We start from the raw sequence: 24,561 nt of genomic DNA on the forward strand, positions 1-24,561 counted from the left end.
GACAGCGGGGACGGAGGTACGTAATATCCAGCCCCGCAACGGCGCTAAGCGCCCGTAGCTCAGCTGGATAGAGCGCTGCCCTCCGGAGGCAGAGGTCTCAGGTTCGAATCCTGTCGGGCGCGCCATTTTAGTCCCGGCGCTAGAGCTGCGGTGGTCTGAGAAGTAGTCAGTACCGCGTGAAAGAATACAGTGGTGGCTATAGCTCAGTTGGTAGAGCCCTGGATTGTGATTCCAGTTGTCGTGGGTTCGAATCCCATTAGCCACCCCATTATTTGAAAGAGTTGTGAATTGCGAAGGTGGCGGAATTGGTAGACGCGCTAGCTTCAGGTGTTAGTGTCCTTTGGATGTGGGGGTTCGAGTCCCCCCCCTCGCACCACGACTTTTTAAATGAATTGAACTAAAAATTCAAAAAAGCAGTACATCGGCGAGTAGCGCAGCTTGGTAGCGCAACTGGTTTGGGACCAGTGGGTCGGAGGTTCGAATCCTCTCTCGCCGACCAATTTTGAACCCCGCTTCGGCGGGGTTTTTTGTTTTCTGAGATTCTTCATCCTTGTAGTCATTCCCCAACAACGTCCTTTTTCATTGTCGCAATCCAGAGACATGCAACTCATTGAAAATTAAATGAATATTTATTTCTGGGTTTTGCTGTCTCCTCCTGGCGACATATGCCCGCCTTTTCCCGATACGTTGTAGAGCTTAAAGCGGTGCTTAACAGCATAATTTCCTTTTATCTTAAAATGTTGCGTTATGTAAAAGTTCTGGCTGTCATGTTGGCACGTTACGTGCAATAATATGCGTGTAGATGCTCATTCCATCTCTTATGTTCGCCTTAGTGCCTCATAAACTCAGGAATGACGCAGAGCCATTTACGGTGCTTATCGTCCACTGACAGATGTCGCTTCGGCCTCATCAGACACCATGGACACAACGTTGAGTGAAGCACCAAATATGTTGTCTTACAGACCTGTTTTAACGCCTGCTTTTATAGCAGGCGTTTTTTTATGCCTTATTCCCGATACCGGCGCACGATCAGGGCAACCATCACCAGAGCCGTTGCGGAGACAGCATAGAGTGCCGCTACTGAGCCAAACCCGGCAGCCACTGCCGCTGCAATGCCGGTGAAGAGAGAGGCGCTGAGCGTTTGCCAGCGCCAGGCTTTCCCACTGGCCGAAGCGGTTTGAGTAATATGAAAACTACTGAGAACGCCAAACGTCCCGGCCGCGAAGAGAATATTCGAAGCCAGATGCGCGATAAAGATCGCCCCCAGCGCACATGCCATCCACCCGGACAACAACGGTAGCGTTCCATAAGCGGCCAGAAAGATGCCCAGACAAACGATGATGCGCGGTGTGCGAGCGGCGAAGCGCGTCAGACTCTCTTTTTTTAGCAGCATGGGGCCGCAAAGCTGTCCCATGCTCCTTGCAAAAAGCAGAGGCAGGGCAAGACCCGCCGCATCCTGAGGATGGATTTGCTGTGCCAGGGCCGGAAGCAGCGCCATGGCCGGTGAGCCAACGGCCGCCAGCGACGGCAGGATGAGCAGACTGCGTTTCTGCCGAACGGTCAACGTCCGCCAGCGTAATGCCGCAGGGGCTTCCTCTTCCTCGAGGGGCTGGAGTGAAGGCGCAGAAAACCGGCGTCCAGCTAGCCATAGCATGAGCAGTGATCCGAGAAAGCTGGCGGCATCAATGGCCAGCAGGGTAAACACGGACGTCTTCTGGAACAGCACCACGCCCAGACCTGTCCCTAATAATACCTGAGAAGCAAAAATCACATTTTCCAGACAGGTTGCAGCAGGCAGCTCTGCTTCGCTGAGACCGCGCTTAAAGAGCAACGTCAGCGCGGGCCAGCTCATCCCGCTGAGCAGCGCCTCGGTGGATTGCACAGCGAGCAATGCGGCAACGCTGTGGTAACCCACGCCAAGCAGGGGAAAGAGCAGGGCGAGCAGGCCCAGCCCTTCGGTCAGTATCAGCAGGGATATCGGAGAACAGCGTGAGCACAGCTTTTCGCCGATCGTACTGCCGATAAATCCCGGTATCGTAGCGAAAAGAAAAGCGAGTGTGAGCAGACCGGGCGGAGCTGACCACGCTAACAGCAAGCCGAAGACCACGATCTGGGTTAAGCCATTCCCCAGCGAAGAAAAGATAAAAGCACAGGCAAGCAGGCGCAGCCAGCGGTGGCAGCGCAGCGCTTCAATAAGCGCATACAAAAGCGAGTTCATGACGATTTCCTTCAAAAACGATTTAGTCCACGCTGCAGAAAGTGCGCGTGTGTGAAAAAAGTTAATGAAAAGACATCGTTACATTGGCGGGTTCGTTTGCGGATGCGGGTGTAAAGAATGTAGCAGGAGAAATGCGATAAAAAAAGGAGGCCATCTGGCCTCCTGATGAATTACTGCTGCGTACCGTTATTTTGCAGCGTCAATAACAGCCCATCACGGCGCATGGCGGCCGCCTCTTCCGGCTTATGCTGCTTGTCCAGCGTATCGGCAAGCCACGCGTAGTCGAAGGCATCCGGACGCTGCTTCAGCGCCGCGCGAAAGGCGAGGCTTGCCTCCTGCCATTCGCCGTGCTTCATCAACGACTGGCCAAGCGTGCTCCACAGCAGCGGGCGGTCACCAACGGTTTTAATCTGCTGGCGCAGCACTTTTTCTATTTGCTCAGGATTGTTGGTTTTCAGGCGCGGGATTACCATCACCAGGCGATCGTCGTACTGGCGCTTCAGACCGTCGAGGAGGATCTCCTGAGCCGTGTCGTGATCGTCACACTCAATGAGGTGTTCCGCCATTGCCACCTGCAGAGGAACCTGCTGGCGCGTTTTACGGCTCTGATTCTTCCACCACGTTTTCAGACCGTCGCTGCCCAGGTCAGCGCGCGCCTGATCCATCAGGCCAATCCACGCCAGACGCTGAAGCTCGTCACGATGTTCATCGTCGCCTACCTCGGCCTTCGCCATTGACGGAATGATGTCAAGCAGTGAACCCCAGGCGCCGGTACGAATATAGGCCTGCTCGGCAAGACGCAGCACTTCCGGATGACGCGGCGCGACTTCCAGCAGACGGTCGATACCGTGGCGAGCCGCGTGATTCTCATTACGTGCCAGCTGCAGACGAACGCGCGTAATTTCTACCGGAATCGGGTCGCCGTGAGCCAGATCAGCCGCCCGCTCCAGGTGCTGATTAGCGCGGGCTTCATCACCGCGCTGCTGCGCCGCTTCGGCCGCCAGCAAATAGTTCACTACCGGCTGTTCGGCGTGGTCGGCGTTTTTCGACATCAGCTTTTCAACCTGCTGATAGTCACCCTCGGCGAGCTTAAGCAGCGCCTGCTCGGTCTGTTTACGGGCACGGCGGCGCTTACGACCAACGAACCAGCCGCGCGTATGGGCACCGGTACGGAAAATACGGCGCAGGATCCACTCGATCGCAAACAGCACCACCACGCCGAGGATCAGAATGATCGTCAGACCCGTTACGCTGGTTTCAATGTTGTAGTTATCGGTCTGGATCAGGACGTAACCCTGATGACCCGCAAGCATAGGCCCGAGGACGATCCCGGCGATCAGCAGGATGAAGAGTAAGAGAACTTTTAGCATCATTACTCTCCTTGCGGTGCGCTTTCAGGCGCAGCAGCCGGAACAGGTGCCGCTCCGCTCGTCTGCTCTGCAGGTACACCCGGCTGCGCCAGAAGATTGCGTACGCGCGTCTGCATCAGTTTCTCCAGAATCGGCTGGCTGGCCAGCTTGTCCGGCACGTTCATGGTGATGTTCTGCTGGCTTAACTTATCAATGTCTTCGAGGAAGGCGGTGGTCGTCGCATCATCGGTGTTGTAGTAGGCGCGTACCCACGTTGAGACGTTATCAAGCGCCTGTTTATAGGTCTCTTCCTGATGACGCGGCACGGCCTGGGCCGCCACCAGCAGGCGGGAACGAATGTTCTCGCGCAGATAGATGTCCTGGTTCGGCGCGAGCAGCGGTACGGCAGTTTCGTCGCGACGGCGGATCGTGATAAAGCTGTCCATAAAGTTCTGCCAGCTTTTTTGCAGGTTTATGCGCCATTCGCTCAGGGAACTGGAAAGCTCGGTACCGTCGGAATCCATCGGGGAGTCGTCGTCGTTGTTATCCGCCAGCTGCAGGTTATCAATCTGATTCGACAGCTGATTCACTTTAAGGATAATGCCGTCGTAATCCACCTGTGAGACGGCGGAGAGGCTGGCGATGTCTTCGGTAATCGCGCGACGAGCGGTGATAAGGCTTGGATCGTTCATGTCGGCCAGGCTTGCATCGGCGCTTTTAAGCAGCGCGGCAGCGGTGGTGACGTCCTGATCGCTCCAGAGCTTACGTCCGGCGAGCTTCACCAGGAAGTCAGCCTGCGAGAGCAGCCAGGTTTTGGCATCGGTGCCGGAAATGGTGGCGACTTTCTGCTGTACTTCACCCAGCTGTTTAGTCAGCTCTTCCTGTTTGCCGTTCGCTTCGGCAAGCGCGGCGGCCTGCTGCTTAATCACGGAATCCAGCTCGGTTTTCTGCGTCTCCTGCTCTTTTTGCAGGGCAGTGAGCTGATTCACCAGCGCGTCGCTGGTGGACGTCTGGTTAGCGCTCTGTTGTTTCACCAGCCCGTACAGGCCAACCCCCGCTGCCAGCGCAATGGCGATGGCAATCGCGCTCAGCGCGAGGCTCGTTTTGTTGCTGCTGTTTTTCTTCTCAGCGGTTTTCTCAGTCGTCTCTGGCTGTGGCGTCGTCTCCACAGTCTCCCTGGTCTCTTCAACCACGGCGGAGGATTTTTCGTGTTCCGTCATTATGGCTTCCCATTTGAGAGTTATTGTAATGCGCGCAGCAGCGCATCGTTGTCGGCGTTATCAGCGATCCGAATATCCTGCCAGCCCAGTTCCCGGGCCTGGTTCGCCAGACGCTCACTGACGACCAGAAGCCGACAGCGGAGTAACCAGTTTTCGCGATACCAAAGCGGTATCAGCGACCAAAGCTGTTGTAACATTTCACCACTGGTGACCACCAGCGTATTAATGCCGCGCGCGTGCCAGCGCATCGCCTCTTCCGCGCCATCGTAGTGTTTTGCACAGCGCTGGTAGCACTCAATAAACGTCACGTTCGCACCGCGTTCACGCAGCGTTTCACCCAGCAGCTCGCGGCCACCGTTGCCGCGCAAAATGAGCGCACGCTTTCCGGCAATAGTTTGTAATTCAGGTAATTGTAGCAAGACTTCACTGATTTCCCGATCTAACGGGTAACGAACGTCCGCGCCGCTTACGGTATGCAGTGCCAGGGCCGTTGTACGACCAATCGCGAAATAGCAGGGGGCGGCTGGCCAGGCCAGGTCCTGCTGCTGCAGCTGAGCGTGGGCAAATTCCACGGCATGTTGCGACAGCGCAAACAGCAGGTCACCTTCCTGAAGGGTATTCATCTGGTCGGCGAGCGCAGAGAGCTCCCGACCGGGTGAGAATTCAATGAGCGGAAAACTCCAGGCCACCTGCCCCAGTGTGCGCAGACGGCTCACTAACTGCTCTCCTGCGGGAGAAGGGCGGGTGACGAGAATACTCATGCAGGGGGTTCTCCGTTGTAAACGTCAGCCAGAATCTCGCGGGCGCCGTTATCCAGTAATTCTTCCGCCAGCGACACGCCAAGCTGCTCGGCATCTTGCGCTTTACCGCGACGTTCGCCGCGTACCATCTGCGAACCGTCCGGGGCGCCCACCAGCGCGCGCAGCCACAGTTCGCCATTCGTCAATTCAGCATAGCTGCCAATTGGAACCTGGCACCCGCCTTCGAGGCGGGTATTCATCGCCCGTTCCGCTTTTACGCGGGTAGCGGTCTCGTCATGGTTCAGCGGTGCGAGCAGTTCGCGGGTACGCGCATCGTTCAGGCGGCACTCGATGCCGACTGCACCCTGGCCCACGGCCGGCAGCGACAGCTCTGGCGGCAGCGCCACGCGAATGCGCGACTCCAGCCCCAGACGCTTCAGACCGGCAACGGCGAGGATAATGGCATCGTAATCGCCGTTATCCAGCTTGCCCAGACGCGTGCCGACGTTACCGCGCAGTGAGCGGATGATCAGGTCAGGACGGCGCTCCGCCAGCTGACACTGACGGCGTAAACTGGACGTGCCAACCACGCTACCCTCCGGCAGCGCGTCGAGCGAGTCGTAGTGGTTGGAGACAAACGCATCGCGCGGATCTTCGCGCTCGCAGATGGTCACCAGCCCCAGCCCTTCCGGGAACTCGACGGGCACGTCTTTCATCGAATGTACGGCGATATCGGCGCGGTTCTCAAGCAATGCCAGTTCCAGTTCTTTGACAAACAGGCCTTTGCCGCCCACTTTCGCCAGAGGCGTATCGAGGATCACGTCACCGCGCGTGACCATCGGCACCAGTTCGACGCGCAATCCACTGTGGCAGGCTTCCAGGCGCTGCTTCACATAATGTGCCTGCCAGAGCGCGAGAGGGCTTTGGCGTGTGGCAATTCTCAAAACATTGTCTAACATGCTTGTTACCGTCATTATCAATCGCTAACCATCCTAACATTGTTGACTCTGGGATGGCAGTTTTACGGTTGATGAAGCGTGAGAGGGACAAGGCGGCGTATTCGTCAGCCAGAGCCGTATTCAGGAATTTACACGTACAGAACGGTGCTACACTTGTATGTAGCGCATCTTTCTTTACGGTCAACCGGCAAGGTGTTAAATTGATCACGTTTTAGACCATTTTTTCGTCGGTACCACCAAAAATGATAAGGGCGAAAAAGGGTAACGGTTATCTTTTTGAAATACTGCGGGTCCGCTGTTACTCGTGTTTTGAATAGCTTGCGACACCCGGAAACATCAGGCGATACGTCTTGTACCTCTATATTGAGACTCTGAAACAGAGACTGGATGCCATAAATCAACTGCGTGTGGATCGCGCGCTTGCTGCCATGGGCCCTGCTTTCCAGCAGGTATACAGTCTGCTGCCGACATTATTGCACTATCACCATCCGCTGATGCCTGGCTACCTTGACGGTAACGTTCCCCAGGGCATTTGCCTTTTCACGCCTGATGAAACCCAACAGCATTATCTGAACGAGCTGGAACTTTACCGCGGCATGCCGCCACAGGAATCTCCAAAAGGTGAACTGCCTATTACCGGCGTTTACTCAATGGGGAGCACCTCATCGGTAGGGCAAAGCTGTTCTTCGGACCTGGACATCTGGGTCTGTCATCAGTCCTGGCTCGATAACGACGAGCGTCAGCTACTGCAGCGTAAATGCAGCCTGCTGGAGAGCTGGGCGGCCTCGCTCGGCGTGGAAGTGAGCTTCTTCCTGATTGATGAAAACCGTTTCCGCCATAACGAAAGCGGCAGTCTGGGTGGTGAGGACTGCGGCTCGACTCAGCACATCTTACTGCTGGATGAATTTTACCGTACTGCTGTGCGCCTGGCCGGGAAGCGTATTCTGTGGAATATGGTCCCGTGCGAAGAAGAAGAGCATTACGATGACTACGTCATGTCGCTTTACGCGCAGGGCGTACTGACGCCAAACGAATGGTTGGACCTCGGCGGCCTCAGCTCTCTGTCAGCAGAAGAGTATTTTGGCGCAAGCCTCTGGCAGCTCTATAAGAGTATCGACTCACCTTATAAAGCGGTGCTGAAAACGCTGCTGTTGGAAGCCTATTCCTGGGAATACCCTACGCCGCGCCTGCTGGCGAAAGATATCAAGCAGCGTCTGCACGACGGGGAAATCGTCTCCTTCGGGCTGGACGCCTACTGCATGATGCTGGAGCGCGTGACCGAATACCTGAAAGCCATTGATGACACCACGCGTCTTGACCTGGTGCGTCGATGTTTCTATCTCAAAGTCTGTGAGAAATTGAGCCGCGAACGCGCCTGCGTGGGCTGGCGTCGTGAAGTAGTCAGTCAGTTAGTGAAAGAGTGGGGATGGGACGAAGCGCGTCTGTCCATGCTCGACAACCGGGCCAACTGGAAAATCGATCAGGTGCGTGAAGCGCACAACGAACTGCTCGATGCGATGATGCAAAGCTACCGCAACCTGATCCGCTTTGCGCGCCGTAACAACCTCAGCGTTTCTGCCAGCCCGCAGGACATCGGGGTATTGACCCGTAAGCTTTACGCCGCGTTTGAAGCGCTGCCGGGTAAAGTTACCCTGGTTAACCCGCAGATTTCGCCAGACCTGTCTGAACCGAATCTGACCTTTATCTTTGTGCCGCCGGGCCGCGCGAACCGCACCGGGTGGTATCTGTACAACCGTGCGCCAAGCATGGATTCAATCATCAGCCATCAGCCGCTGGAGTATAACCGCTATCTGAACAAGCTGGTGGCCTGGGCCTGGTTTAACGGCCTGCTGACCTCGCGCACGCGCCTGTTTATCAAAGGCAACGAGGTGGTTGATCTTGCTAAGCTGCAGGAGATGGTCACGGATGTATCGCACCACTTCCCGCTGCGTCTGCCTGCCCCTACGCCGAAAGCGCTCTACAGCCCGTGTGAGATTCGCCATCTGGCGATTATCGTCAACCTGGAATACGACCCGACGGCAGCCTTCCGCAATCAGGTGGTTCACTTTGACTTCCGCAAGCTGGACGTCTTTAGCTTTGGCGAGCAGCAAAACTGCCTGGTAGGCAGTGTCGATCTGTTGTACCGCAACTCGTGGAACGAAGTGCGTACCCTGCACTTCAACGGCGAGCAGGCAATGATCGAAGCGCTGAAAACCATTCTTGGCAAGATGCACCAGGATGCCGCGCCGCCGGACAGCGTGGAAGTGTTCTGCTACAGCCAGCACCTGCGCGGTTTAATTCGTACCCGCGTGCAGCAGCTGGTTTCTGAGTGTATCGAACTGCGTCTCTCCAGTACTCGTCAGGAAACCGGTCGCTTTAAAGCGCTGCGCGTCTCCGGACAGACCTGGGGACTGTTCTTCGAGCGCCTGAACGTGTCGGTACAGAAGCTGGAAAACGCCATCGAGTTTTACGGCGCGATTTCACACAACAAGCTGCATGGCCTGTCGGTGCAGGTGGAAACCAACCACGTTAAGCTCCCGCAGGTGGTGGACGGATTCGCCAGTGAAGGGATTATTCAGTTCTTCTTTGAAGAGTCGGGCGACGATGCCGGATTCAACATCTACATTCTGGATGAGACTAACCGCGCCGAGGTGTATCACCATTGTGAAGGCAGTAAAGAGGAGCTGGTGCGCGACGTCAGCCGCTTCTACTCCTCTTCGCATGACCGCTTTACCTACGGCTCAAGCTTTATCAACTTTAACCTGCCGCAGTTCTACCAGATTGTGAACGTCGACGGCCGTACGCAGGTGATTCCGTTCCGCACCCAATCCGTCACGCCTGCAGCGCCTGCCAATCAGGACACCGCCCCGCTGTTGCAGCAGTATTTCTCCTGAGCCTTTTCGCCGGGGGGCGCTTACGTTTACCCGGCCTACGGTTCGAGCCGTTGTAGGCCCGGTAAGGCGCAGCCGCCACCGGGCAAGAAAACTACCTGAAACTCACGTTCTCACCCGCCTGCGCGGTCGCCGCCTGTTCCAGCAGATCCCAGAACGGTACGCCGCTACGGTCGCAAACCCATTCCCCGTCTTTCAGATCGAAATGATAGCCGCCCTGTTTAGCGGCCAGCCACACCTGGTGAAGCGGCTCCTGGCGGTTAATAATAATTTTGCTGCCATTTTCGAAGCTCAGGGTCAGAATGCCGCCGTTGATTTCACAATCGATATCGCTGTCACCGTCCCAGTCGTCAAGACGCTCTTCGATGGTCATCCACAGGTTGTCGGCAAGGCGATGGAATTCACTGTCGTTCATGGTTTTGTTCCTGTTTTTCGTGATGCCGGCAGTATAACCCTAAATAATTCCCGTTGCAGGAAAGCGGCAAACTCTTGCTTTTGTGTCTTCTCCTGCGATGATAGAAACAGATTTGAACTTACGGGCAACTTTATAATGAAAAACGCTTTCCGAACGCTTGCCGTTCTCATCACGCTGTTTAGCCTGACTGGCTGCGGACTGAAGGGACCACTGTACTTTCCGCCTGCGGATAAAACCGCACCGCCGCCGACGAAACCGGTTAACAGCGGCATTGAGTCTACCACGCCAAATACTAACGACCGTGGCGACAACGGTGGCCCGACTCAGGTTAATCTCTGACGACAACGTTCTGTACCCGCGCAATGGAGCAAATGATGCAGTTCTCTAAAATGCATGGCCTTGGCAACGATTTTATGGTCGTCGACGCGGTAACGCAGAATGTGTTTTTCTCGCCTGAACTGATCCGTCGCCTGGCGGATCGGCATCTGGGCGTGGGGTTCGATCAGCTGCTGGTGGTCGAGCCACCGTACGATCCCGATCTTGATTTCCACTACCGTATTTTTAACGCGGACGGCAGCGAAGTTAACCAGTGCGGCAACGGCGCGCGCTGTTTCGCCCGCTTTGTCCGCCTGAAAGGGCTGACCAACAAGCGTGATATTCGCGTCAGCACGGCCAATGGTCGCATGGTGCTCAGCGTCACCGATGATGAGCTGGTGCGCGTGAACATGGGCGAGCCTAACTTCGAGCCCTCCGTCGTGCCGTTTCGCGCAAACAAAGCGGAAAAGACCTATATTATGCGTGCGGCCGAGCAGACAGTATTGTGCGGCGTCGTCTCAATGGGTAACCCACACTGCGTGATTCAGGTTGATGATGTGGAAACTGCCGCGGTCGAAACGCTCGGCCCGGTACTGGAAAGCCACGAACGTTTCCCGGAGCGCGCGAACATCGGCTTTATGCAGGTGGTGAAGCGCGAACACATTCGCCTGCGGGTTTACGAGCGCGGCGCGGGTGAGACTCAGGCCTGCGGAAGCGGTGCCTGTGCTGCGGTGGCCGTGGGCATCTCCCAGGGGTTACTGGCTGAAGAGGTTCGCGTGGAATTACCGGGCGGTCGGCTTGATATCGCCTGGAAAGGACCGGGTCATCCACTGTATATGACTGGCCCGGCGGCACATGTCTATGACGGGTTTATCCATCTATGAAACAACCAGGGGAAGAACTGCAGGAAACAGTGACGGAACTGGACGACAGGGCTGTTGTTGATTATCTGCTGCGCAATCCTGAGTTTTTTATTCGCAATGCACGCGTCGTCGAAGAGATGCGCGTGCCGCACCCGGTTCGCGGAACCGTGTCGCTGGTCGAATGGCACATGGCGCGCTCGCGCAACCACATCAGCCAGCTTGAAGAGAACATGACGCTGCTGATGGAGCAGGCCAGCACCAACGAAAGCCTGTTCTATCGACTGCTGCATCTGCAGGCGCGTCTGGCGTCGGCGCACAGCCTCGACGAGTTCCTCAGCCGTTTCCACCGCTGGGCGCGCGAGCTGGGGCTGGCGGGCGCAACGATTCGTCTTTTCCCTGACCGCTGGCGCATCGGCGCGCCGTCGGGATTTACCCATCTGGCACTCAGCCGTCAGGCATTTGAACCGCTGCGCATTCAGCGTCTGGGCCATGATCACCACTATCTGGGGCCGCTGAACGGGCCTGAGCTGCTGGTGGTATTACCGGAAGCCAAAGCGATTGGCTCGGTGGCGATGTCGCTGATGGGGCGCGATGGCGATCTGGGCGTCATATTATTTACCAGCCGCGACGCGCATCACTACGAGCAGGGGCAAGCCACGCACCTGCTGCAGGAGATCGCCCTGATGCTGCCTGAGCTGCTGGAGCGCTGGATTGAGCGCGTATGATGGACGGACTGCTCGCCACTGACGTCTCGCGCTTTCTGCGCTATCTCGGCGTGGAACGTCAGCTTAGCCCCATTACGCTGCTTAACTATCAGCGTCAGCTTGATGCCATCATGCAGATTGCCGACGAGATCGGCCTGAAAAGCTGGCAACAATGTGACGCTGCGACGGTACGCGGGTTTGTCGTGCGTAGCCGTAAAAAAAATCTCAGCCCGGCAAGCCTGGCGCTCAGGCTCTCTGCGCTGCGCAGCTTCTTCGACTGGCTGGTCAGTCAGGGGGGCTTAAAAGCCAACCCGGCAAAAGGGATCGCCACGCCGAAGGCGCCGCGCCATCTGCCTAAAAATATTGACGTTGACGACGTAAACCGCCTGCTGGATATCGATCTGAACGATCCGCTGGCCGTGCGCGATCGCGCGATGCTGGAGGTGATGTATGGTGCCGGGCTGCGTCTGTCTGAACTCGTCAACCTTGATCTCAAGCATCTCGATCTGGAATCGGGCGAAGTGTGGGTAATGGGTAAGGGCAGCAAAGAGCGCCGCCTGCCGATTGGCCGCAATGCGGTCTCCTGGATTGAGCACTGGCTTGACCTGCGCGGGCTGTTTGGCTCCGACGAAGATGCGCTGTTCCTGTCGAAGCTCGGCAAGAGGATCTCGGCGCGTAACGTGCAGAAGCGCTTTGCGGAGTGGGGCATTAAGCAGGGGCTGAACAGCCACGTTCACCCGCACAAGCTGCGCCACTCCTTTGCGACACACATGCTTGAGTCGAGCGGCGATCTGCGCGGCGTGCAGGAACTGCTTGGCCACGCAAATCTGTCGACCACTCAAATCTATACCCACCTAGACTTCCAGCACCTTGCCTCGGTGTATGACGCGGCGCATCCACGCGCCAAACGGGGGAAATAATGCGTTTTTACCGCCCACTCGGTCAGATCTCAGCCCTGACGTTTGACCTTGATGACACTCTTTATGACAACCGCGAGGTGATCCTGCGCACCGAGCAGGAGTCCCTGGCGTTTGTGCAGAACTACCATCCCGCGCTGAAGGCGATACAGAACAAGGACTTCCAGAAGCTGCGCCAGTCCCTGCGTGAGACCGAGCCGGACATTTACCACGACGTGACCGAATGGCGTCGTCGCGCGGTTGAGCAGGCGATGCTCAACGTGGGTCTGAGCACACAGGATGCTGCCATTGGGGCGGAAGCGGCCATGGAAAACTTCGCCAAATGGCGCAGCCGTATCGACGTGCCGCAGGAAACCCACGACACGCTGGCGAAGCTTGCCGAAAAGTGGCCGCTGGTGGCCATCACCAACGGCAATGCCCAGCCGGAGCTTTTTGGCCTGAGTGATTACTTCGAATTCGTGCTGCGTGCGGGTCCTCACGGGCGCGCGAAGCCGTTCAGTGACATGTACCATCTGGCGGCAGATAAACTTAACCTGCCGCTGGGTGAGATCCTGCACGTGGGGGATGACCTGACCACAGACGTGGCCGGCGCCATCCGCTGCGGGATGCAGGCCTGCTGGATCAAGCCGGAAAATGCTGACCTGATGATCGCCTCCGATAGCCGTCTTCTGCCGCACGTGGAAATTTCACGGTTGGCATCCCTCACGACGCTGATATAATCATCAATTGTTCTGTATAAATTAACAGGGTTTTGGCGAATGCTATTCGCCTGCCCGACATGACGTGACGGTGCCAATGGACGTTTCTTACCTGCTCGACAGCCTTAATGACAAACAGCGTGACGCGGTTGCCGCCTCGCGCACCAACCTGCTGGTGCTGGCTGGAGCGGGCAGTGGTAAGACGCGCGTGCTGGTTCACCGTATCGCCTGGCTGCAGAGCGTGGAAAACTGCTCGCCGTACTCCATCATGGCGGTCACGTTCACCAACAAGGCGGCGGCAGAGATGCGCCACCGCATCGCGCAGCTGATGGGCACCAGCCAGGGCGGCATGTGGGTCGGCACCTTCCACGGGCTGGCGCACCGTCTGCTGCGGGCGCACCATATGGACGCCAACCTGCCGCAGGATTTCCAGATCCTCGACAGCGAAGACCAGCTCCGTCTGCTGAAGCGCCTGATCAAGGCGATGAACCTCGACGAGAAGCAGTGGCCGCCGCGTCAGGCGATGTGGTACATCAACGGCCAGAAAGACGAGGGGCTGCGCCCGCACCACATTCAGAGCTTCGGCAACCCGGTCGAGCAGACCTGGCAGAACGTCTACAAGGCCTACCAGGAAGCGTGTGACCGCGCCGGGCTGGTGGACTTTGCCGAACTGTTGCTGCGCGCCCACGAGCTGTGGCTGAACAAACCGCACATCCTGCAGCACTACCGTGAACGCTTCACCAATATCCTGGTGGACGAATTCCAGGATACCAACAACATCCAGTACGCTTGGATCCGCCTGCTGGCCGGGGATACCGGCAAGGTGATGATCGTGGGCGATGACGACCAGTCGATCTACGGCTGGCGCGGGGCGCAGGTGGAGAACATTCAGCGCTTCCTTAACGACTTCCCCGGCGCCGAAACCATCCGTCTGGAGCAGAACTACCGCTCGACCAGCAATATCCTCAGCGCGGCCAACGCCCTGATTGAGAACAATAACGGGCGTCTGGGTAAAAAGCTGTGGACCGACGGCGTCGACGGCGAACCGATTTCGATTTACTGCGCCTTCAACGAACTCGACGAAGCGCGCTTCGTGGTCAACCGTATCAAAACCTGGCAGGACAACGGCGGCGCGCTGGAGCAGTGCGCCATTCTCTATCGCAGCAACGCCCAGTCGCGCGTGCTGGAAGAGGCGCTGCTGCAGGTGAGCATGCCGTACCGCATTTACGGCGGCATGCGCTTCTTCGAACGTCAGGAAATCAAAGATGCGCTCTCGTATCTGCGTCTGATTGCCAACCGTAACGACGACGCGGCGTTTGAACGCGTGGTCAACACGCCGACCCGCGGGATTGGCGACCGTACGCTGGACGTGGTGCGTCAGGCCTCGCGCGACCGTCAGCTGACGCTGTGGCAGGCGTGCCGCGAGCTGCTGCAGGAAAAGGCCCTTGCCGGACGCGCGGCCAGCGCCCTGCAGCGCTTCCTTGAGCTGATTGACGCCCTCGCGCAGGAAACGGCCGACATGCCGCTGCACGTGCAGACCGACCGGGTGATTAAAGATTCCGGCCTGCGCACCATGTACGAGCAGGAAAAAGGCGAGAAGGGCCAGACCCGTATTGAGAACTTAGAGGAACTGGTCACGGCAACGCGCCAGTTCAGCTACAACGAAGAAGACGAAGACCTGATGCCGCTGCAGGCGTTCCTCTCCCACGCCGCGCTGGAAGCGGGGGAAGGGCAGGCGGATACCTGGCAGGATGCGGTTCAGCTCATGACCCTGCACTCCGCCAAAGGACTGGAGTTTCCGCAGGTGTTCATCGTCGGGATGGAAGAGGGGATGTTCCCGAGCCAGATGTCGCTGGATGAAGGCGGTCGTCTGGAAGAGGAACGCCGTCTGGCCTACGTGGGCGTGACGCGCGCGATGCAAAAGCTGACGCTGACCTATGCGGAAACCCGCCGTCTGTACGGGAAAGAGGTTTATCACCGTCCGTCGCGCTTTATCGGCGAACTGCCGGAAGAGTGCGTGGAGGAGGTGCGTCTGCGGGCAAGCATCAGTCGTCCTGTCAGCCATCAGCGCATGGGATCGCCGATTGCGGAAACCGACACTGGCTACAAGCTGGGCCAGCGCGTGCGTCATTCGAAGTTTGGCGAAGGCACCATTGTGAATCTGGAAGGCAGCGGCGAGCACAGCCGCCTGCAGGTGGCGTTCCAGGGGCAGGGGATCAAATGGCTGGTGGCGGCCTACGCGAAGCTGGAAACAGTCTAACATTCAGAAAAATATCATTATTTTGTAATAATCTGCTAGCCTTATACGTTGAAGGTCAATTAATGCCCTTCAGCGTTTCGTTGCGTGTTGACGCCACAGTTATAGCTGGCGTAACATGCGCGCACGATTACGCTAAGAGGACATTCGCCTTGGACACACCCAGTAGATACTGGCTCAATTCCCTGTCATCCAGGAACAACTCCTAAGGCTATCTCCTCTTGCTGATGGCCTTAGTGGTTGTCAGCGACTGCATTATTCCCGTCGCGCTGAGTCAGGCTGTTTAATGGTCTGAAACCCAATTTGTTTCTGTGTGCCCACCGAACTGTCCGATATTTTTTGCATTGGGAGTCCCGGTCATGTTGAGCGCATTTCAACTCGAAAATAACCGACTGACTCGGCTTGAAGCCGAAGAGTCACAGCCCCTCATTGATGCCGTATGGGTGGATCTGGTCGAGCCGGACGACGATGAGCGCCTTCGCGTACAATCTGAGCTGGGGCAAAGCCTGGCAACGCGCCCGGAACTGGAAGACATCGAAGCATCCGCGCGTTTTTTTGAAGACGAAGACGGTCTGCACATTCACTCCTTCTTCTTCTTTGAAGATGCCGAAGACCACGCGGGCAACTCCACCGTGGCGTTTACCATTCGCGATGGTCGTCTGTTTACCCTGCGCGAGCGTGAGCTACCGGCATTCCGCCTCTACCGCATGCGCGCCCGTAGCCAGGCGATGGTAGACGGCAACGCGTACGAGCTGCTGCTCGATCTGTTCGAGACCAAAATTGAACAGCTGGCGGATGAAATTGAAAACATCTACAGCGATCTGGAAAAGCTGAGCCGCGTGATCATGGAAGGCCATCAGGGCGACGAATATGACGAAGCGTTGTCCACGCTGGCAGAGCTGGAAGATATCGGCTGGAAGGTGCGTTTGTGCCTGATGGATACCCAGCGCGCGCTGAACTTCCTGGTGCGCAAGGCGCGTCTGCCGGGCGGTCAGCTGGAGCAGGCGCGTGAGATTTTACGAGACATCGAATCCCTGCTGCCGCACAACGAATCTCTGTTCCAGAAGGTGAACTTCCTGATGCAGGCGGCGATGGGCTTTATCAACATCGAGCAGAACCGCATCATCAAGATCTTCTCGGTAGTGTCCGTAGTGTTCCTGCCGCCAACGCTGGTGGCATCCAGCTACGGGATGAACTTCGAGTTTATGCCGGAGCTGAAGTGGAGCTTTGGTTACCCGGGGGCGATTATCTTTATGATCCTCGCGGGGCTGGCGCCGTATCTGTACTTTAAGCGCCGGAACTGGCTGTAAAAATCTGGCGGGTGGCGCTGCGCTTACCCGCCCAACGATCGAATTCCCTCTCCCTGTGGGAGAGGGTTAGGGTGAGGGCAACTTTACAGCCCTTTACGCCCCCTGCGCTGGGTATAAATCGCATCGGCGACGAAAATCGCCAGCGCCACCCAGATAAAGGCGAACGTCACCATCTTATCCGCCCCCGGCACCTCGCCGTAAAACACCACCGCCAGCAGGAACATTAGCGTCGGGCCAATGTACTGGAAGAAACCCAGCGTGGAGAGACGCAGGCGCGTCGCCGCACCGGTGAAGCACAGCAGTGGAATAGTGGTCACCACGCCCGCCGCCATCAGCATCAGGTTCAGCGACCACGGGTTGCTGCCCATGTGGCTGGTTGGGCTGTCGGCGATGCCGAAAAGATAAATCGCCGCCACGGGCAGCAGCCACAGGGTTTCAAACAGCATCCCTGTCTGCGCTTCCACCGCAATCTTCTTACGCACCAGGCCGTAGAACGCAAAGCTGAACGCCAGGCCGAGGGCAATAATCGGCAGCGAGCCGAAGGTCCAGAGCTGCACCAGTACGCCGCAGAAGGCCAGAATCACCGCCACCCACTGCATCCGGCGGAAGCGCTCACCGAGGAAAATCATCCCCAGCACGATATTCACCAGCGGGTTAATGAAGTACCCCAGGCTCGCTTCGAGCATGTGATGGTTATTCACCGCCCAGATAAACAGCAGCCAGTTGCCGCCAATCAGCACGGCAGAGAGTGCCAGCAGGAAGATCTTCTTCGGGGTTTGCAGAAGCGTTTTGACGCCCGACCACTGACGGCTGAGGCTCATCAGCGCAATCATAAAGAAGAACGACCAGATGACGCGGTGAGTCAGGATCTCATCGGCCGGAACGTAGGCGATAAGCTTGAAATACGCCGGGGCGATACCCCAAATAAAATAAGCGGCAAGGGCGAGTAAAATGCCCTGCCGCGTCTGTTTAGCATCCATCGGGAAAATCCGTTACAAAAAAGTGAAGTAATTTTACCCGATTTTGCCGCCTCAACCCACCATATAAGTGGCGGTTGCGCTGGCGATATACACCTGTTCTTCGTTGTGTAATTCAACGCGCGCCACGGCGACTTTATTCCCCGCGCGCAGCAGGCTGCTGGTACAGGTAAAGCGATTTCCACGCCCCGGCCGAAGATAGTCGACCCGCAGATCAATGGTACCCATGCGCGCCAGACGCTGGCGGAGTTCGTCTTCGTTGATGGTGTCATGGCGGGTCAGCGTACTGCCCACGCAGACCAGACCTGCCGCCACGTCAAGCGCGGAGGCAATCACGCCGCCGTGCAAAATACTTTGTGCCCAATTACCCACCATCATCGGCTGATTGTTGAAACTCAACTGGGCAAAGTCTTTCTCGTAACGCTCCAGCTCCAGTCCCAGCGCGCGGTTAAACGGCATATGGTAAACAAAAATCTCGCCCACGAGTTTTAACACTTCTTCGGCGGTAAGCATGGCTGACATGAGGCATCACATCCTTATTGTTAATAAAATGTTGATTTTATGCCTCGGCAACAAGGAATTCCACTTTCAGAAATGAGGATGCAGCAGTTGTCGCATAAGTCTGTAGAATGTCCGCCACATAACTATTCAGGTAATTTTACTCTTTTGCAGGAGAACACCACCGATGCGGACGTATCTGGCCTGGTTACTGGCGGCGATTTCGCTGCCCCTCACAGCCTTTGCGCAGGAAGCGACAATCAAAGAGGTGCATGATAAGCCTGCCGTTCACGGTAGCATTATCGCGAACCTTCTTCAGGAGCATGACAATCCGTTCACGCTCTATCCGTATGATACCAACTACGTGATTTACACCCAGACCAGCGATCTCAACAAAGAGGCGATAAGCTCCTATAACTGGTCTGATAATGCGCGTAAAGATGAGGTGAAGTTCCAGCTCAGCCTCGCTTTCCCGTTCTGGCGCGGCATTCTGGGACCGAACTCGGTGTTTGGTGCCTCCTATACGCAGAAGTCCTGGTGGCAGCTCTCTAACAGCGGGGAATCCTCGCCGTTCCGCGAAACCAACTATGAGCCCCAGCTGTTCCTCGGCTTTGCAACGGATTATGAGTTTGCGGGCTGGACGTTACGCGATGTGGAAGTGGGCTTTAACCATGATTCTAACGGACGTTCCGATCCGACATCCCGTAGCTGGAACCGTGCCTATACGCGTCTGATGGCGCAGAACGGTAACTGGATGGTGGAAGTGAAGCCGTGGTATGTGGTCGGCAGCACTGATGACAACCCGGACATCACCAAATATATGGGCTACTACCAGCTTAAAGTCGGCTACCAGTTAGGTGATGCCGTGCTGAGTGCGAAAGGTCAGTACAACTGGAACACCGGCTACGGCGGCGCGGAAGTGGGCTTAAGCTATCCGGTAAGCAAGCATGTCCGCCTTTATACGCAAGTCTACAGCGGTTACGGCGAGTCGCTTATCGATTACAACTTCAACCAGACCCGCGTCGGCGTGGGCGTGATGCTGAACGATATTCTCTAGACTGTTCGAATGTTTTTGCGTTAAACGTTGAAGTTTCTCTCTCAGGCGCTGAAAATAGCGCCTGTTTCATTTCAGGCATATGGGGTTAACGTGGCGCAGGCGGAAGTATTGAATCAGGAGTCGCTGGCTAAACAGGTTTTGCATGAAACCTTTGGCTACCAGCAGTTCCGCCCTGGCCAGGAAACCATCATTGAAACGGTGCTGGAAGGTCGTGATTGCCTGGTGGTGATGCCTACCGGTGGCGGCAAGTCCCTCTGTTATCAGGTGCCCGCGCTGGTGCTTAACGGCCTGACGGTCGTGGTATCCCCCCTAATTTCTCTGATGAAAGACCAGGTTGACCAGCTGCTCGCCAACGGCGTGGCGGCGGCCTGTCTCAACTCGACCCAAACCCGGGAGCAGCAGCAAGAGGTGATGGCCGGGTGTCGCACCGGGCAGATTCGCCTGCTGTATATCGCGCCGGAACGCCTGATGCTGGATAACTTCCTCGATCACCTGGCGCACTGGAACCCGGTCCTGCTGGCGGTGGATGAAGCGCACTGTATTTCCCAGTGGGGACACGATTTTCGCCCGGAATACGCCGCCCTCGGCCAGCTGCGTCAGCGCTTCCCCGAGCTGCCGTTTATGGCGCTTACCGCTACGGCAGATGACACTACGCGGCTGGATATCGTTCGCCTGCTCGGGTTGAACGACCCCTATATTCAGGTCAGCAGCTTCGACCGCCCCAACATCCGCTATATGCTGATGGAAAAATTCAAGCCGCTGGATCAGCTTCTGCGCTACGTGCAGGAGCAGCGCGGCAAGTCCGGCATCATCTACTGCAACAGCCGCGCAAAGGTGGAAGACACCGCCGCGCGTCTGCAAAACCGCGGCTTTAGCGCCGCCGCCTATCACGCCGGATTAGAGAACCACATCCGTGCCGACGTGCAGGAAAAATTCCAGCGCGATGACCTGCAGATCGTGGTCGCGACGGTGGCGTTTGGGATGGGGATCAACAAGCCCAACGTGCGCTTCGTGGTGCATTTCGACATTCCGCGCAATATCGAATCCTACTATCAGGAAACCGGCCGCGCCGGGCGCGACGGCCTGCCTGCGGAAGCGATGCTGTTTTACGATCCGGCCGATATGGCGTGGCTGCGCCGCTGTCTGGAAGAGAAGCCGCAGGGACAGCTGCAGGATATCGAGCGCCACAAGCTCAACGCGATGGGCGCGTTTGCCGAAGCGCAAACCTGCCGTCGTCTGGTTCTGCTCAACTACTTTGGTGAAGGGCGACAGGAGCCGTGCGGCAACTGCGATATCTGCCTGGATCCGCCGAAACAGTACGATGGCCTGATGGACGCGCGTAAGGCGCTCTCAACCATTTACCGCGTGAACCAGCGCTTCGGGATGGGCTACGTGGTGGAAGTGCTGCGCGGTGCCAACAACCAGCGTATCCGCGACATGGGCCACGACAAGCTGCCTGTCTACGGTATTGGCAAGGACCAGAGCCACGAGCACTGGGTGAGCATCATTCGCCAGCTGATCCACCTCGGCTTCGCTACGCAGAACATTGCTCAGCACTCCGCGCTTCAGCTCACGGAGGCCGCGCGTCCGGTGCTGCGCGGTGACGTTGAACTGAAGCTCGCCGTGCCGCGCGTCATCGCCCTGAAGCCGCGCGTGATGCAGAAATCCTACGGCGGAAATTACGACCGCAAGCTGTTCGCCAAACTGCGCAAGCTGCGTAAAGCCATCGCCGACGAGGAAAACATCCCGCCTTACGTGGTGTTCAACGACGCGACGCTGATTGAGATGGCCGAGCAGATGCCGCTCAGCGCCAGCGAAATGCTCAGCGTCAACGGCGTCGGCACGCGCAAGCTGGAGCGCTTCGGTAAAGAGTTTATGGCGCTCATCCGCTCTCACGCCGACGGTGACGATGAGGAGTAGTCAGCCGGGCGAAAAAGTGCCAGGATGATGACTCACTAAATTATTTCCCCGCGAGCTAATTATGTTAATGCTATTTCTCACCGTGGCATTAGTGCACATCGTTGCGCTGATGAGCCCCGGCCCAGACTTTTTCTTCGTGTCACAAACGGCCGTCAGCCGCTCCCGAAAAGAGGCGATGATGGGCGTGCTCGGTATCACCATGGGCGTTATGGTCTGGGCGGCCGTTGCGCTGCTCGGTCTGAACCTGATCCTGGCGAAGATGGCCTGGCTGCATAACATCATTATGGTCGGCGGCGGGCTGTACCTGTGCTGGATGGGCTACCAAATGCTGCGCGGGGCGCTGAAGAAAGAAGAGAAAAAACCGGAAGAGCCAAAGGTGGAGCTGGCAACGGGCGGTCGCAGCTTTGTAAAAGGGTTGCTGACTAATCTGGCGAACCCAAAAGCGATTATCTATTTCGGCTCCGTGTTCTCGCTGTTTGTCGGCGATAGCGTCGGTGCGGGCGCACGCTGGGGCATCTTCCTGCTGATCGTCGTTGAAACCTTTGCCTGGTTTACTATCGTGGCCAGCCTGTTCGCTTTACCGGCGATGCGCCGCGGCTACCAGCGTATCGCGAAGTGGATTGACGGCTGCGCCGGCGCGCTGTTCGCCGGCTTCGGCATTCATCTCATCATTTCTCGCTAAGCATGACGCGCTGACGCAAGCAGCGCGCCAACCAGCATAAACAGCGAGCCAAAGACTTTATTCAGGGCCTTCATCTGCTTAGGCCCTTTAATCCACGCCGCAATTCGCTGCGCCAGCGTCGCGTATCCAATCATCACGATGATATCGACGATAATGGTGGTCGCGCCCAGCACCACGTACTGCATCACCTGCGGCTGATGCGGAACGATAAACTGCGGGAACAGCGCGGCGAGGAAAACGATGCTCTTCGGGTTGGTCAGGTTGACGAACACCGCCCGCTTAAACAGATGGCCGCGGTTTTGCGTCTGCGCGAGAGTATTCAGGTTGATGGAACCTGCCGCGCGCCACTGCTGGATGCCGAGCCATATCAGATAAGCTGCCCCGGCCCATTTCAGCACTTCAAACGCCAGCACCGAGCGGGAGAAAAGTGTCCCCAGACCAATCCCAACCAGCACAATATGAATGCCCAGCCCGGCCTGCAAACCGGCAATCGACGCCACCGCACCGCGGTAACCGTGGTTGATGGAGGTAGTCATGGTGTTAATAGCACCCGAACCCGGAGAAAGGCTGAGGATAATGGATGTCAGCAGGTAGGCGAACCACCACTCGAAGGTCATTTGAAACTCCCGAACCGTCTATTTTTATGCCACAATACGCTATTATTGAGTCATTTTGTGACCGGTGACGAAAAAAACGATATTCCCTGGATTACGTGAGTGGAAACCCAATGTTTCAGCAGAAAAAGGACTGGGAAACACGAGAAAACGCTTTTGCTGCTTTCTCTATGGGGCCGCTGACCGATTTCTGGCGGCAGCGTGAGGAAGATGAGTTTACGGGCGTCGGGGGCATCCCGGTGCGTTTCGTTCGTTTCCGAAATGAAAAAAATGATCGAGTGATTGTGGTCTGCCCTGGGCGTATTGAAAGCTACGTTAAATACGCTGAGCTGGCCTACGACCTGGTCCATATGGGGTTCGATGTCCTGATTATCGACCATCGTGGACAGGGGCTGTCCGGACGACTGCTACCGGACACGCACCGTGGGCACGTCGATCGCTTCAGCGATTACGTCGACGATTTTGCCGCCTTCTGGCAGCAGGACGTTCAGCCTGGTCCCTGGCGCAAGCGGTATATCCTTGCGCACTCCATGGGGGGCGCGATATCGACGCTGTTTTTGCAGCGTTATGAACACCAGTGCGATGCCATTGCGCTGACCGCGCCGATGTACGGTATCGTTATCCGTTTTCCTGACTGGATGGTGCGTCATCTTCTTGACTGGGCTGAGGGCCATCAGCGCATTCGTGAAGGTTACGCCATAGGTACAGGACGCTGGCGCGCGCTGCCGTTCGCCATCAACGTCTTAACCCACAGTCGGCAGCGTTATCGCCGCAACCTGCGCTTTTATGCCGATGAACCACGCTTACGCGTCGGCGGCCCGACCTGGCACTGGGTGCGGGAGGGTATTATGGCCGGTGAGCAGGTGCTGGCGGGCGTAGGTGATGATGATACGCCGACGCTTCTGATTCAGGCGGAAGAAGAGCGTGTGGTGGATAACCGCATGCATGACCGCTATTGTGAACTGCGCGCTGCTGCCGGTCACCCTTGTGAAGGGGGTAAACCGCTGGTCATTAACGGCGCGTTCCATGAGATCCTTTTTGAAAAGGACGCTATGCGCTCAGTCGCGCTCAACGCCATTGTTGAATTTTTCAACAGGCATAATTGATTTTTGTTTTCCACCAGAGGTTGAAATCCCTATGTACCAGGTTGTTGCATCTGATTTAGATGGCACGCTGCTTTCCCCCGACCACACCCTGTCGCCTTACGCGAAAGAGACCTTAAAACTCCTGACTGCCCGTGGTGTGAACTTTGTGTTCGCCACCGGCCGCCACCACGTCGACGTGGGGCAGATCCGCGATAATCTCGAGATCAAATCGTACATGATCACCTCCAACGGTGCGCGCGTGCATGATACCGACGGCAACCTGATCTTTACCCACAACCTGGATCGCGATATTGCCGCCGATCTGTTTGGCGTGGTGCATAACAACCCGGCTATCGTCACTAACGTTTACCGCGACGACGACTGGTTTATGAACCGCCACCGTCCGGATGAAATGCGTTTCTTCAAGGAGGCGGTATTCAACTACTCCCTTTACGAACCGGGCCTGCTGGAGCCGGAAGGGATCAGCAAGGTGTTCTTCACCTGCGACAGCCACGAAGAGCTGCTCCCCCTGGAACAGGCGATCAACGCTCGCTGGGGCGATCGCGTCAACGTAAGCTTCTCAACCCTGACCTGTCTTGAAGTGATGGCGGGTGGCGTCTCCAAAGGTCACGCGCTGGAAGCGGTTGCGAAACGCCTGGGCTTCGGGCTCAAAGACTGTATCGCCTTCGGTGACGGCATGAACGACGCCGAGATGCTTTCAATGGCAGGCAAGGGCTGCATCATGCAGAACGCGCACCAGCGTCTGAAGGATCTCCACCCTGAACTGGAAGTCATTGGTTCTAACGCTGACAACGCGGTACCGAAGTATCTGCGCAAGCTGTTCCTTGAATAATCTTCACTTGATTGTTTAT

General features: G+C 57.0%; 23 protein-coding genes and 4 tRNA genes. 18 read left to right on the top strand and 9 right to left on the bottom strand.

The window, feature by feature from the left end; genetic code table 11:
* Window positions 1-48: 48 nt before the first annotated feature.
* From ACWYRJ_RS06355 to ACWYRJ_RS06370, 4 genes are all read left to right on the top strand, one after another.
* Window positions 49-125 (top strand) — tRNA-Arg (locus ACWYRJ_RS06355).
* A 67-nt stretch (window positions 126-192) separates the two neighbouring features.
* Window positions 193-268 (top strand) — tRNA-His (locus ACWYRJ_RS06360).
* Window positions 269-290: 22 nt separating this feature from the next.
* Window positions 291-376 (top strand) — tRNA-Leu (locus tag ACWYRJ_RS06365).
* A 46-nt stretch (window positions 377-422) separates the two neighbouring features.
* Window positions 423-499 (top strand) — tRNA-Pro (locus ACWYRJ_RS06370).
* 507 nt (window positions 500-1,006) lie between these two features.
* Here ACWYRJ_RS06370 and ACWYRJ_RS06375 read toward each other — a convergent pair.
* From ACWYRJ_RS06375 to hemC, 5 genes are all read right to left on the bottom strand, one after another.
* A complete protein-coding gene (locus tag ACWYRJ_RS06375; protein WP_455507586.1) occupies window positions 1,007-2,218 on the bottom strand; it encodes an MFS transporter in 1,212 nt (403 codons plus the stop codon).
* A gap of 170 nt (window positions 2,219-2,388) precedes the next feature.
* Window positions 2,389-3,588, bottom strand: coding sequence for a protoheme IX biogenesis protein HemY (gene hemY / locus ACWYRJ_RS06380; protein WP_455507592.1), 1,200 nt, complete (start codon window positions 3,586-3,588; stop codon window positions 2,389-2,391).
* 2 nt (window positions 3,589-3,590) lie between these two features.
* Window positions 3,591-4,787, bottom strand: coding sequence for a uroporphyrinogen-III C-methyltransferase (gene hemX, locus ACWYRJ_RS06385; protein WP_455507587.1), 1,197 nt, complete (start codon window positions 4,785-4,787; stop codon window positions 3,591-3,593).
* A 20-nt stretch (window positions 4,788-4,807) separates the two neighbouring features.
* Window positions 4,808-5,548: a uroporphyrinogen-III synthase gene (gene hemD / locus ACWYRJ_RS06390; RefSeq protein WP_455507588.1), complete on the bottom strand. Its 741-nt coding sequence runs from the start codon at window positions 5,546-5,548 to the stop codon at window positions 4,808-4,810.
* Window positions 5,545-6,486, bottom strand: coding sequence for a hydroxymethylbilane synthase (hemC, locus tag ACWYRJ_RS06395; RefSeq protein ID WP_143345649.1), 942 nt, complete (start codon window positions 6,484-6,486; stop codon window positions 5,545-5,547). Before hemC ends, hemD begins: the two co-directional genes overlap by 4 nt.
* Before the next feature lie 350 nt (window positions 6,487-6,836).
* Here hemC and cyaA point away from each other — a divergent pair, with 350 nt between their 5' ends.
* A complete protein-coding gene (cyaA, locus tag ACWYRJ_RS06400; RefSeq protein ID WP_115877016.1) occupies window positions 6,837-9,380 on the top strand; it encodes a class I adenylate cyclase in 2,544 nt (847 codons plus the stop codon).
* 91 nt (window positions 9,381-9,471) lie between these two features.
* On the opposite strand, the gene cyaY is transcribed toward cyaA, so the two are convergent.
* Window positions 9,472-9,792, bottom strand: coding sequence for an iron donor protein CyaY (gene cyaY, locus ACWYRJ_RS06405; protein WP_111963531.1), 321 nt, complete (start codon window positions 9,790-9,792; stop codon window positions 9,472-9,474).
* 135 nt (window positions 9,793-9,927) lie between these two features.
* Between cyaY and lptM the strand changes: the two genes are divergently transcribed.
* The 8 genes from lptM to corA all read left to right on the top strand — a co-directional run bounded on the left by lptM (window position 9,928) and on the right by corA (window position 16,856).
* Window positions 9,928-10,131: an LPS translocon maturation chaperone LptM gene (gene lptM / locus ACWYRJ_RS06410; RefSeq protein ID WP_024907980.1), complete on the top strand. Its 204-nt coding sequence runs from the start codon at window positions 9,928-9,930 to the stop codon at window positions 10,129-10,131.
* 35 nt (window positions 10,132-10,166) lie between these two features.
* Complete coding sequence (gene dapF / locus ACWYRJ_RS06415; protein WP_008501545.1) at window positions 10,167-10,991, top strand: diaminopimelate epimerase; 825 nt, start codon at window positions 10,167-10,169, stop codon at window positions 10,989-10,991.
* Window positions 10,988-11,695: a DUF484 domain-containing protein gene (locus ACWYRJ_RS06420; RefSeq protein WP_111963533.1), complete on the top strand. Its 708-nt coding sequence runs from the start codon at window positions 10,988-10,990 to the stop codon at window positions 11,693-11,695. Before dapF ends, ACWYRJ_RS06420 begins: the two co-directional genes overlap by 4 nt.
* A complete protein-coding gene (gene xerC, locus ACWYRJ_RS06425; protein WP_136196061.1) occupies window positions 11,692-12,594 on the top strand; it encodes a tyrosine recombinase XerC in 903 nt (300 codons plus the stop codon). The genes ACWYRJ_RS06420 and xerC overlap by 4 nt, the downstream gene beginning before the upstream one ends.
* Complete coding sequence (yigB, locus tag ACWYRJ_RS06430; protein WP_111963534.1) at window positions 12,594-13,310, top strand: 5-amino-6-(5-phospho-D-ribitylamino)uracil phosphatase YigB; 717 nt, start codon at window positions 12,594-12,596, stop codon at window positions 13,308-13,310. Before xerC ends, yigB begins: the two co-directional genes overlap by 1 nt.
* Before the next feature lie 76 nt (window positions 13,311-13,386).
* Window positions 13,387-15,549, top strand: a complete 2,163-nt coding sequence (uvrD, locus tag ACWYRJ_RS06435) for a DNA helicase II (RefSeq protein WP_032646073.1) — start codon at window positions 13,387-13,389, stop codon at window positions 15,547-15,549.
* A 149-nt stretch (window positions 15,550-15,698) separates the two neighbouring features.
* Entirely contained in the window at window positions 15,699-15,755 is a 57-nt protein-coding gene (gene ysgD, locus ACWYRJ_RS06440) for a YsgD/CorL family protein (RefSeq protein ID WP_212743980.1), read from the top strand.
* Window positions 15,756-15,905: 150 nt separating this feature from the next.
* A complete protein-coding gene (gene corA / locus ACWYRJ_RS06445; protein WP_008501540.1) occupies window positions 15,906-16,856 on the top strand; it encodes a magnesium/cobalt transporter CorA in 951 nt (316 codons plus the stop codon).
* 83 nt (window positions 16,857-16,939) lie between these two features.
* Here the strand turns inward: corA and rarD are convergent, their stop codons facing one another.
* Entirely contained in the window at window positions 16,940-17,836 is an 897-nt protein-coding gene (rarD, locus tag ACWYRJ_RS06450) for an EamA family transporter RarD (RefSeq protein WP_249576877.1), read from the bottom strand.
* Between the two features lie 51 nt (window positions 17,837-17,887).
* Entirely contained in the window at window positions 17,888-18,355 is a 468-nt protein-coding gene (gene yigI / locus ACWYRJ_RS06455) for an acyl-CoA thioesterase YigI (RefSeq protein ID WP_008501538.1), read from the bottom strand.
* Window positions 18,356-18,518: 163 nt separating this feature from the next.
* Between yigI and pldA the strand changes: the two genes are divergently transcribed.
* From pldA to rhtC, 3 genes are all read left to right on the top strand, one after another.
* Window positions 18,519-19,388: a phospholipase A gene (gene pldA / locus ACWYRJ_RS06460; protein ID WP_127732588.1), complete on the top strand. Its 870-nt coding sequence runs from the start codon at window positions 18,519-18,521 to the stop codon at window positions 19,386-19,388.
* Between the two features lie 90 nt (window positions 19,389-19,478).
* The gene (gene recQ, locus ACWYRJ_RS06465; RefSeq protein ID WP_047345452.1) at window positions 19,479-21,308 is read left to right on the top strand and encodes an ATP-dependent DNA helicase RecQ; all 1,830 of its coding nucleotides are present in this window, start codon (window positions 19,479-19,481) and stop codon (window positions 21,306-21,308) included.
* 61 nt (window positions 21,309-21,369) lie between these two features.
* Window positions 21,370-21,990 carry a threonine export protein RhtC gene (rhtC, locus tag ACWYRJ_RS06470; protein ID WP_111963536.1) on the top strand — a complete coding sequence of 207 codons (621 nt, stop codon included), beginning with the start codon at window positions 21,370-21,372 and terminating at the stop codon, window positions 21,988-21,990.
* Here the strand turns inward: rhtC and rhtB are convergent.
* Window positions 21,987-22,607 (bottom strand): homoserine/homoserine lactone efflux protein, encoded by a 621-nt coding sequence (rhtB, locus tag ACWYRJ_RS06475; RefSeq protein ID WP_111963537.1) that lies wholly within the window; start codon window positions 22,605-22,607, stop codon window positions 21,987-21,989. The two genes, rhtC and rhtB, sit on opposite strands and share 4 nt — an antisense overlap.
* A gap of 110 nt (window positions 22,608-22,717) precedes the next feature.
* On the opposite strand from rhtB, the gene pldB reads away from it, so the two are divergent.
* Window positions 22,718-23,710 carry a lysophospholipase L2 gene (pldB, locus tag ACWYRJ_RS06480; RefSeq protein ID WP_149367412.1) on the top strand — a complete coding sequence of 331 codons (993 nt, stop codon included), beginning with the start codon at window positions 22,718-22,720 and terminating at the stop codon, window positions 23,708-23,710.
* A gap of 31 nt (window positions 23,711-23,741) precedes the next feature.
* Window positions 23,742-24,542: a sugar/pyridoxal phosphate phosphatase YigL gene (yigL, locus tag ACWYRJ_RS06485; protein ID WP_029741831.1), complete on the top strand. Its 801-nt coding sequence runs from the start codon at window positions 23,742-23,744 to the stop codon at window positions 24,540-24,542.
* Window positions 24,543-24,561 lie beyond the last annotated feature (19 nt).

The sequence above is a fragment of the Enterobacter sp. genome, from assembly GCF_977039595.1.

Bases quoted from the DNA above. Each gene is read 5' to 3' on its own strand.
- corA (WP_008501540.1), top strand. From the start codon at position 15,906: ATGTTGAGCGCATTTCAACTCGAAAATAACCGACTGACTCGGCTTGAA.
- hemD (WP_455507588.1), bottom strand. From the start codon at position 5,548: ATGAGTATTCTCGTCACCCGCCCTTCTCCCGCAGGAGAGCAGTTAGTG.
- pldB (WP_149367412.1), top strand. From the start codon at position 22,718: ATGTTTCAGCAGAAAAAGGACTGGGAAACACGAGAAAACGCTTTTGCT.
- ACWYRJ_RS06420 (WP_111963533.1), top strand. From the start codon at position 10,988: ATGAAACAACCAGGGGAAGAACTGCAGGAAACAGTGACGGAACTGGAC.
- rarD (WP_249576877.1), bottom strand. From the start codon at position 17,836: ATGGATGCTAAACAGACGCGGCAGGGCATTTTACTCGCCCTTGCCGCT.
- lptM (WP_024907980.1), top strand. From the start codon at position 9,928: ATGAAAAACGCTTTCCGAACGCTTGCCGTTCTCATCACGCTGTTTAGC.
- yigL (WP_029741831.1), top strand. From the start codon at position 23,742: ATGTACCAGGTTGTTGCATCTGATTTAGATGGCACGCTGCTTTCCCCC.
- hemC (WP_143345649.1), bottom strand. From the start codon at position 6,486: ATGTTAGACAATGTTTTGAGAATTGCCACACGCCAAAGCCCTCTCGCG.
- hemY (WP_455507592.1), bottom strand. From the start codon at position 3,588: ATGCTAAAAGTTCTCTTACTCTTCATCCTGCTGATCGCCGGGATCGTC.
- yigI (WP_008501538.1), bottom strand. From the start codon at position 18,355: ATGTCAGCCATGCTTACCGCCGAAGAAGTGTTAAAACTCGTGGGCGAG.
- pldA (WP_127732588.1), top strand. From the start codon at position 18,519: ATGCGGACGTATCTGGCCTGGTTACTGGCGGCGATTTCGCTGCCCCTC.
- hemX (WP_455507587.1), bottom strand. From the start codon at position 4,787: ATGACGGAACACGAAAAATCCTCCGCCGTGGTTGAAGAGACCAGGGAG.
- xerC (WP_136196061.1), top strand. From the start codon at position 11,692: ATGATGGACGGACTGCTCGCCACTGACGTCTCGCGCTTTCTGCGCTAT.
- ACWYRJ_RS06375 (WP_455507586.1), bottom strand. From the start codon at position 2,218: ATGAACTCGCTTTTGTATGCGCTTATTGAAGCGCTGCGCTGCCACCGC.
- rhtB (WP_111963537.1), bottom strand. From the start codon at position 22,607: ATGACCTTCGAGTGGTGGTTCGCCTACCTGCTGACATCCATTATCCTC.
- rhtC (WP_111963536.1), top strand. From the start codon at position 21,370: ATGTTAATGCTATTTCTCACCGTGGCATTAGTGCACATCGTTGCGCTG.
- cyaY (WP_111963531.1), bottom strand. From the start codon at position 9,792: ATGAACGACAGTGAATTCCATCGCCTTGCCGACAACCTGTGGATGACC.
- yigB (WP_111963534.1), top strand. From the start codon at position 12,594: ATGCGTTTTTACCGCCCACTCGGTCAGATCTCAGCCCTGACGTTTGAC.
- dapF (WP_008501545.1), top strand. From the start codon at position 10,167: ATGCAGTTCTCTAAAATGCATGGCCTTGGCAACGATTTTATGGTCGTC.
- uvrD (WP_032646073.1), top strand. From the start codon at position 13,387: ATGGACGTTTCTTACCTGCTCGACAGCCTTAATGACAAACAGCGTGAC.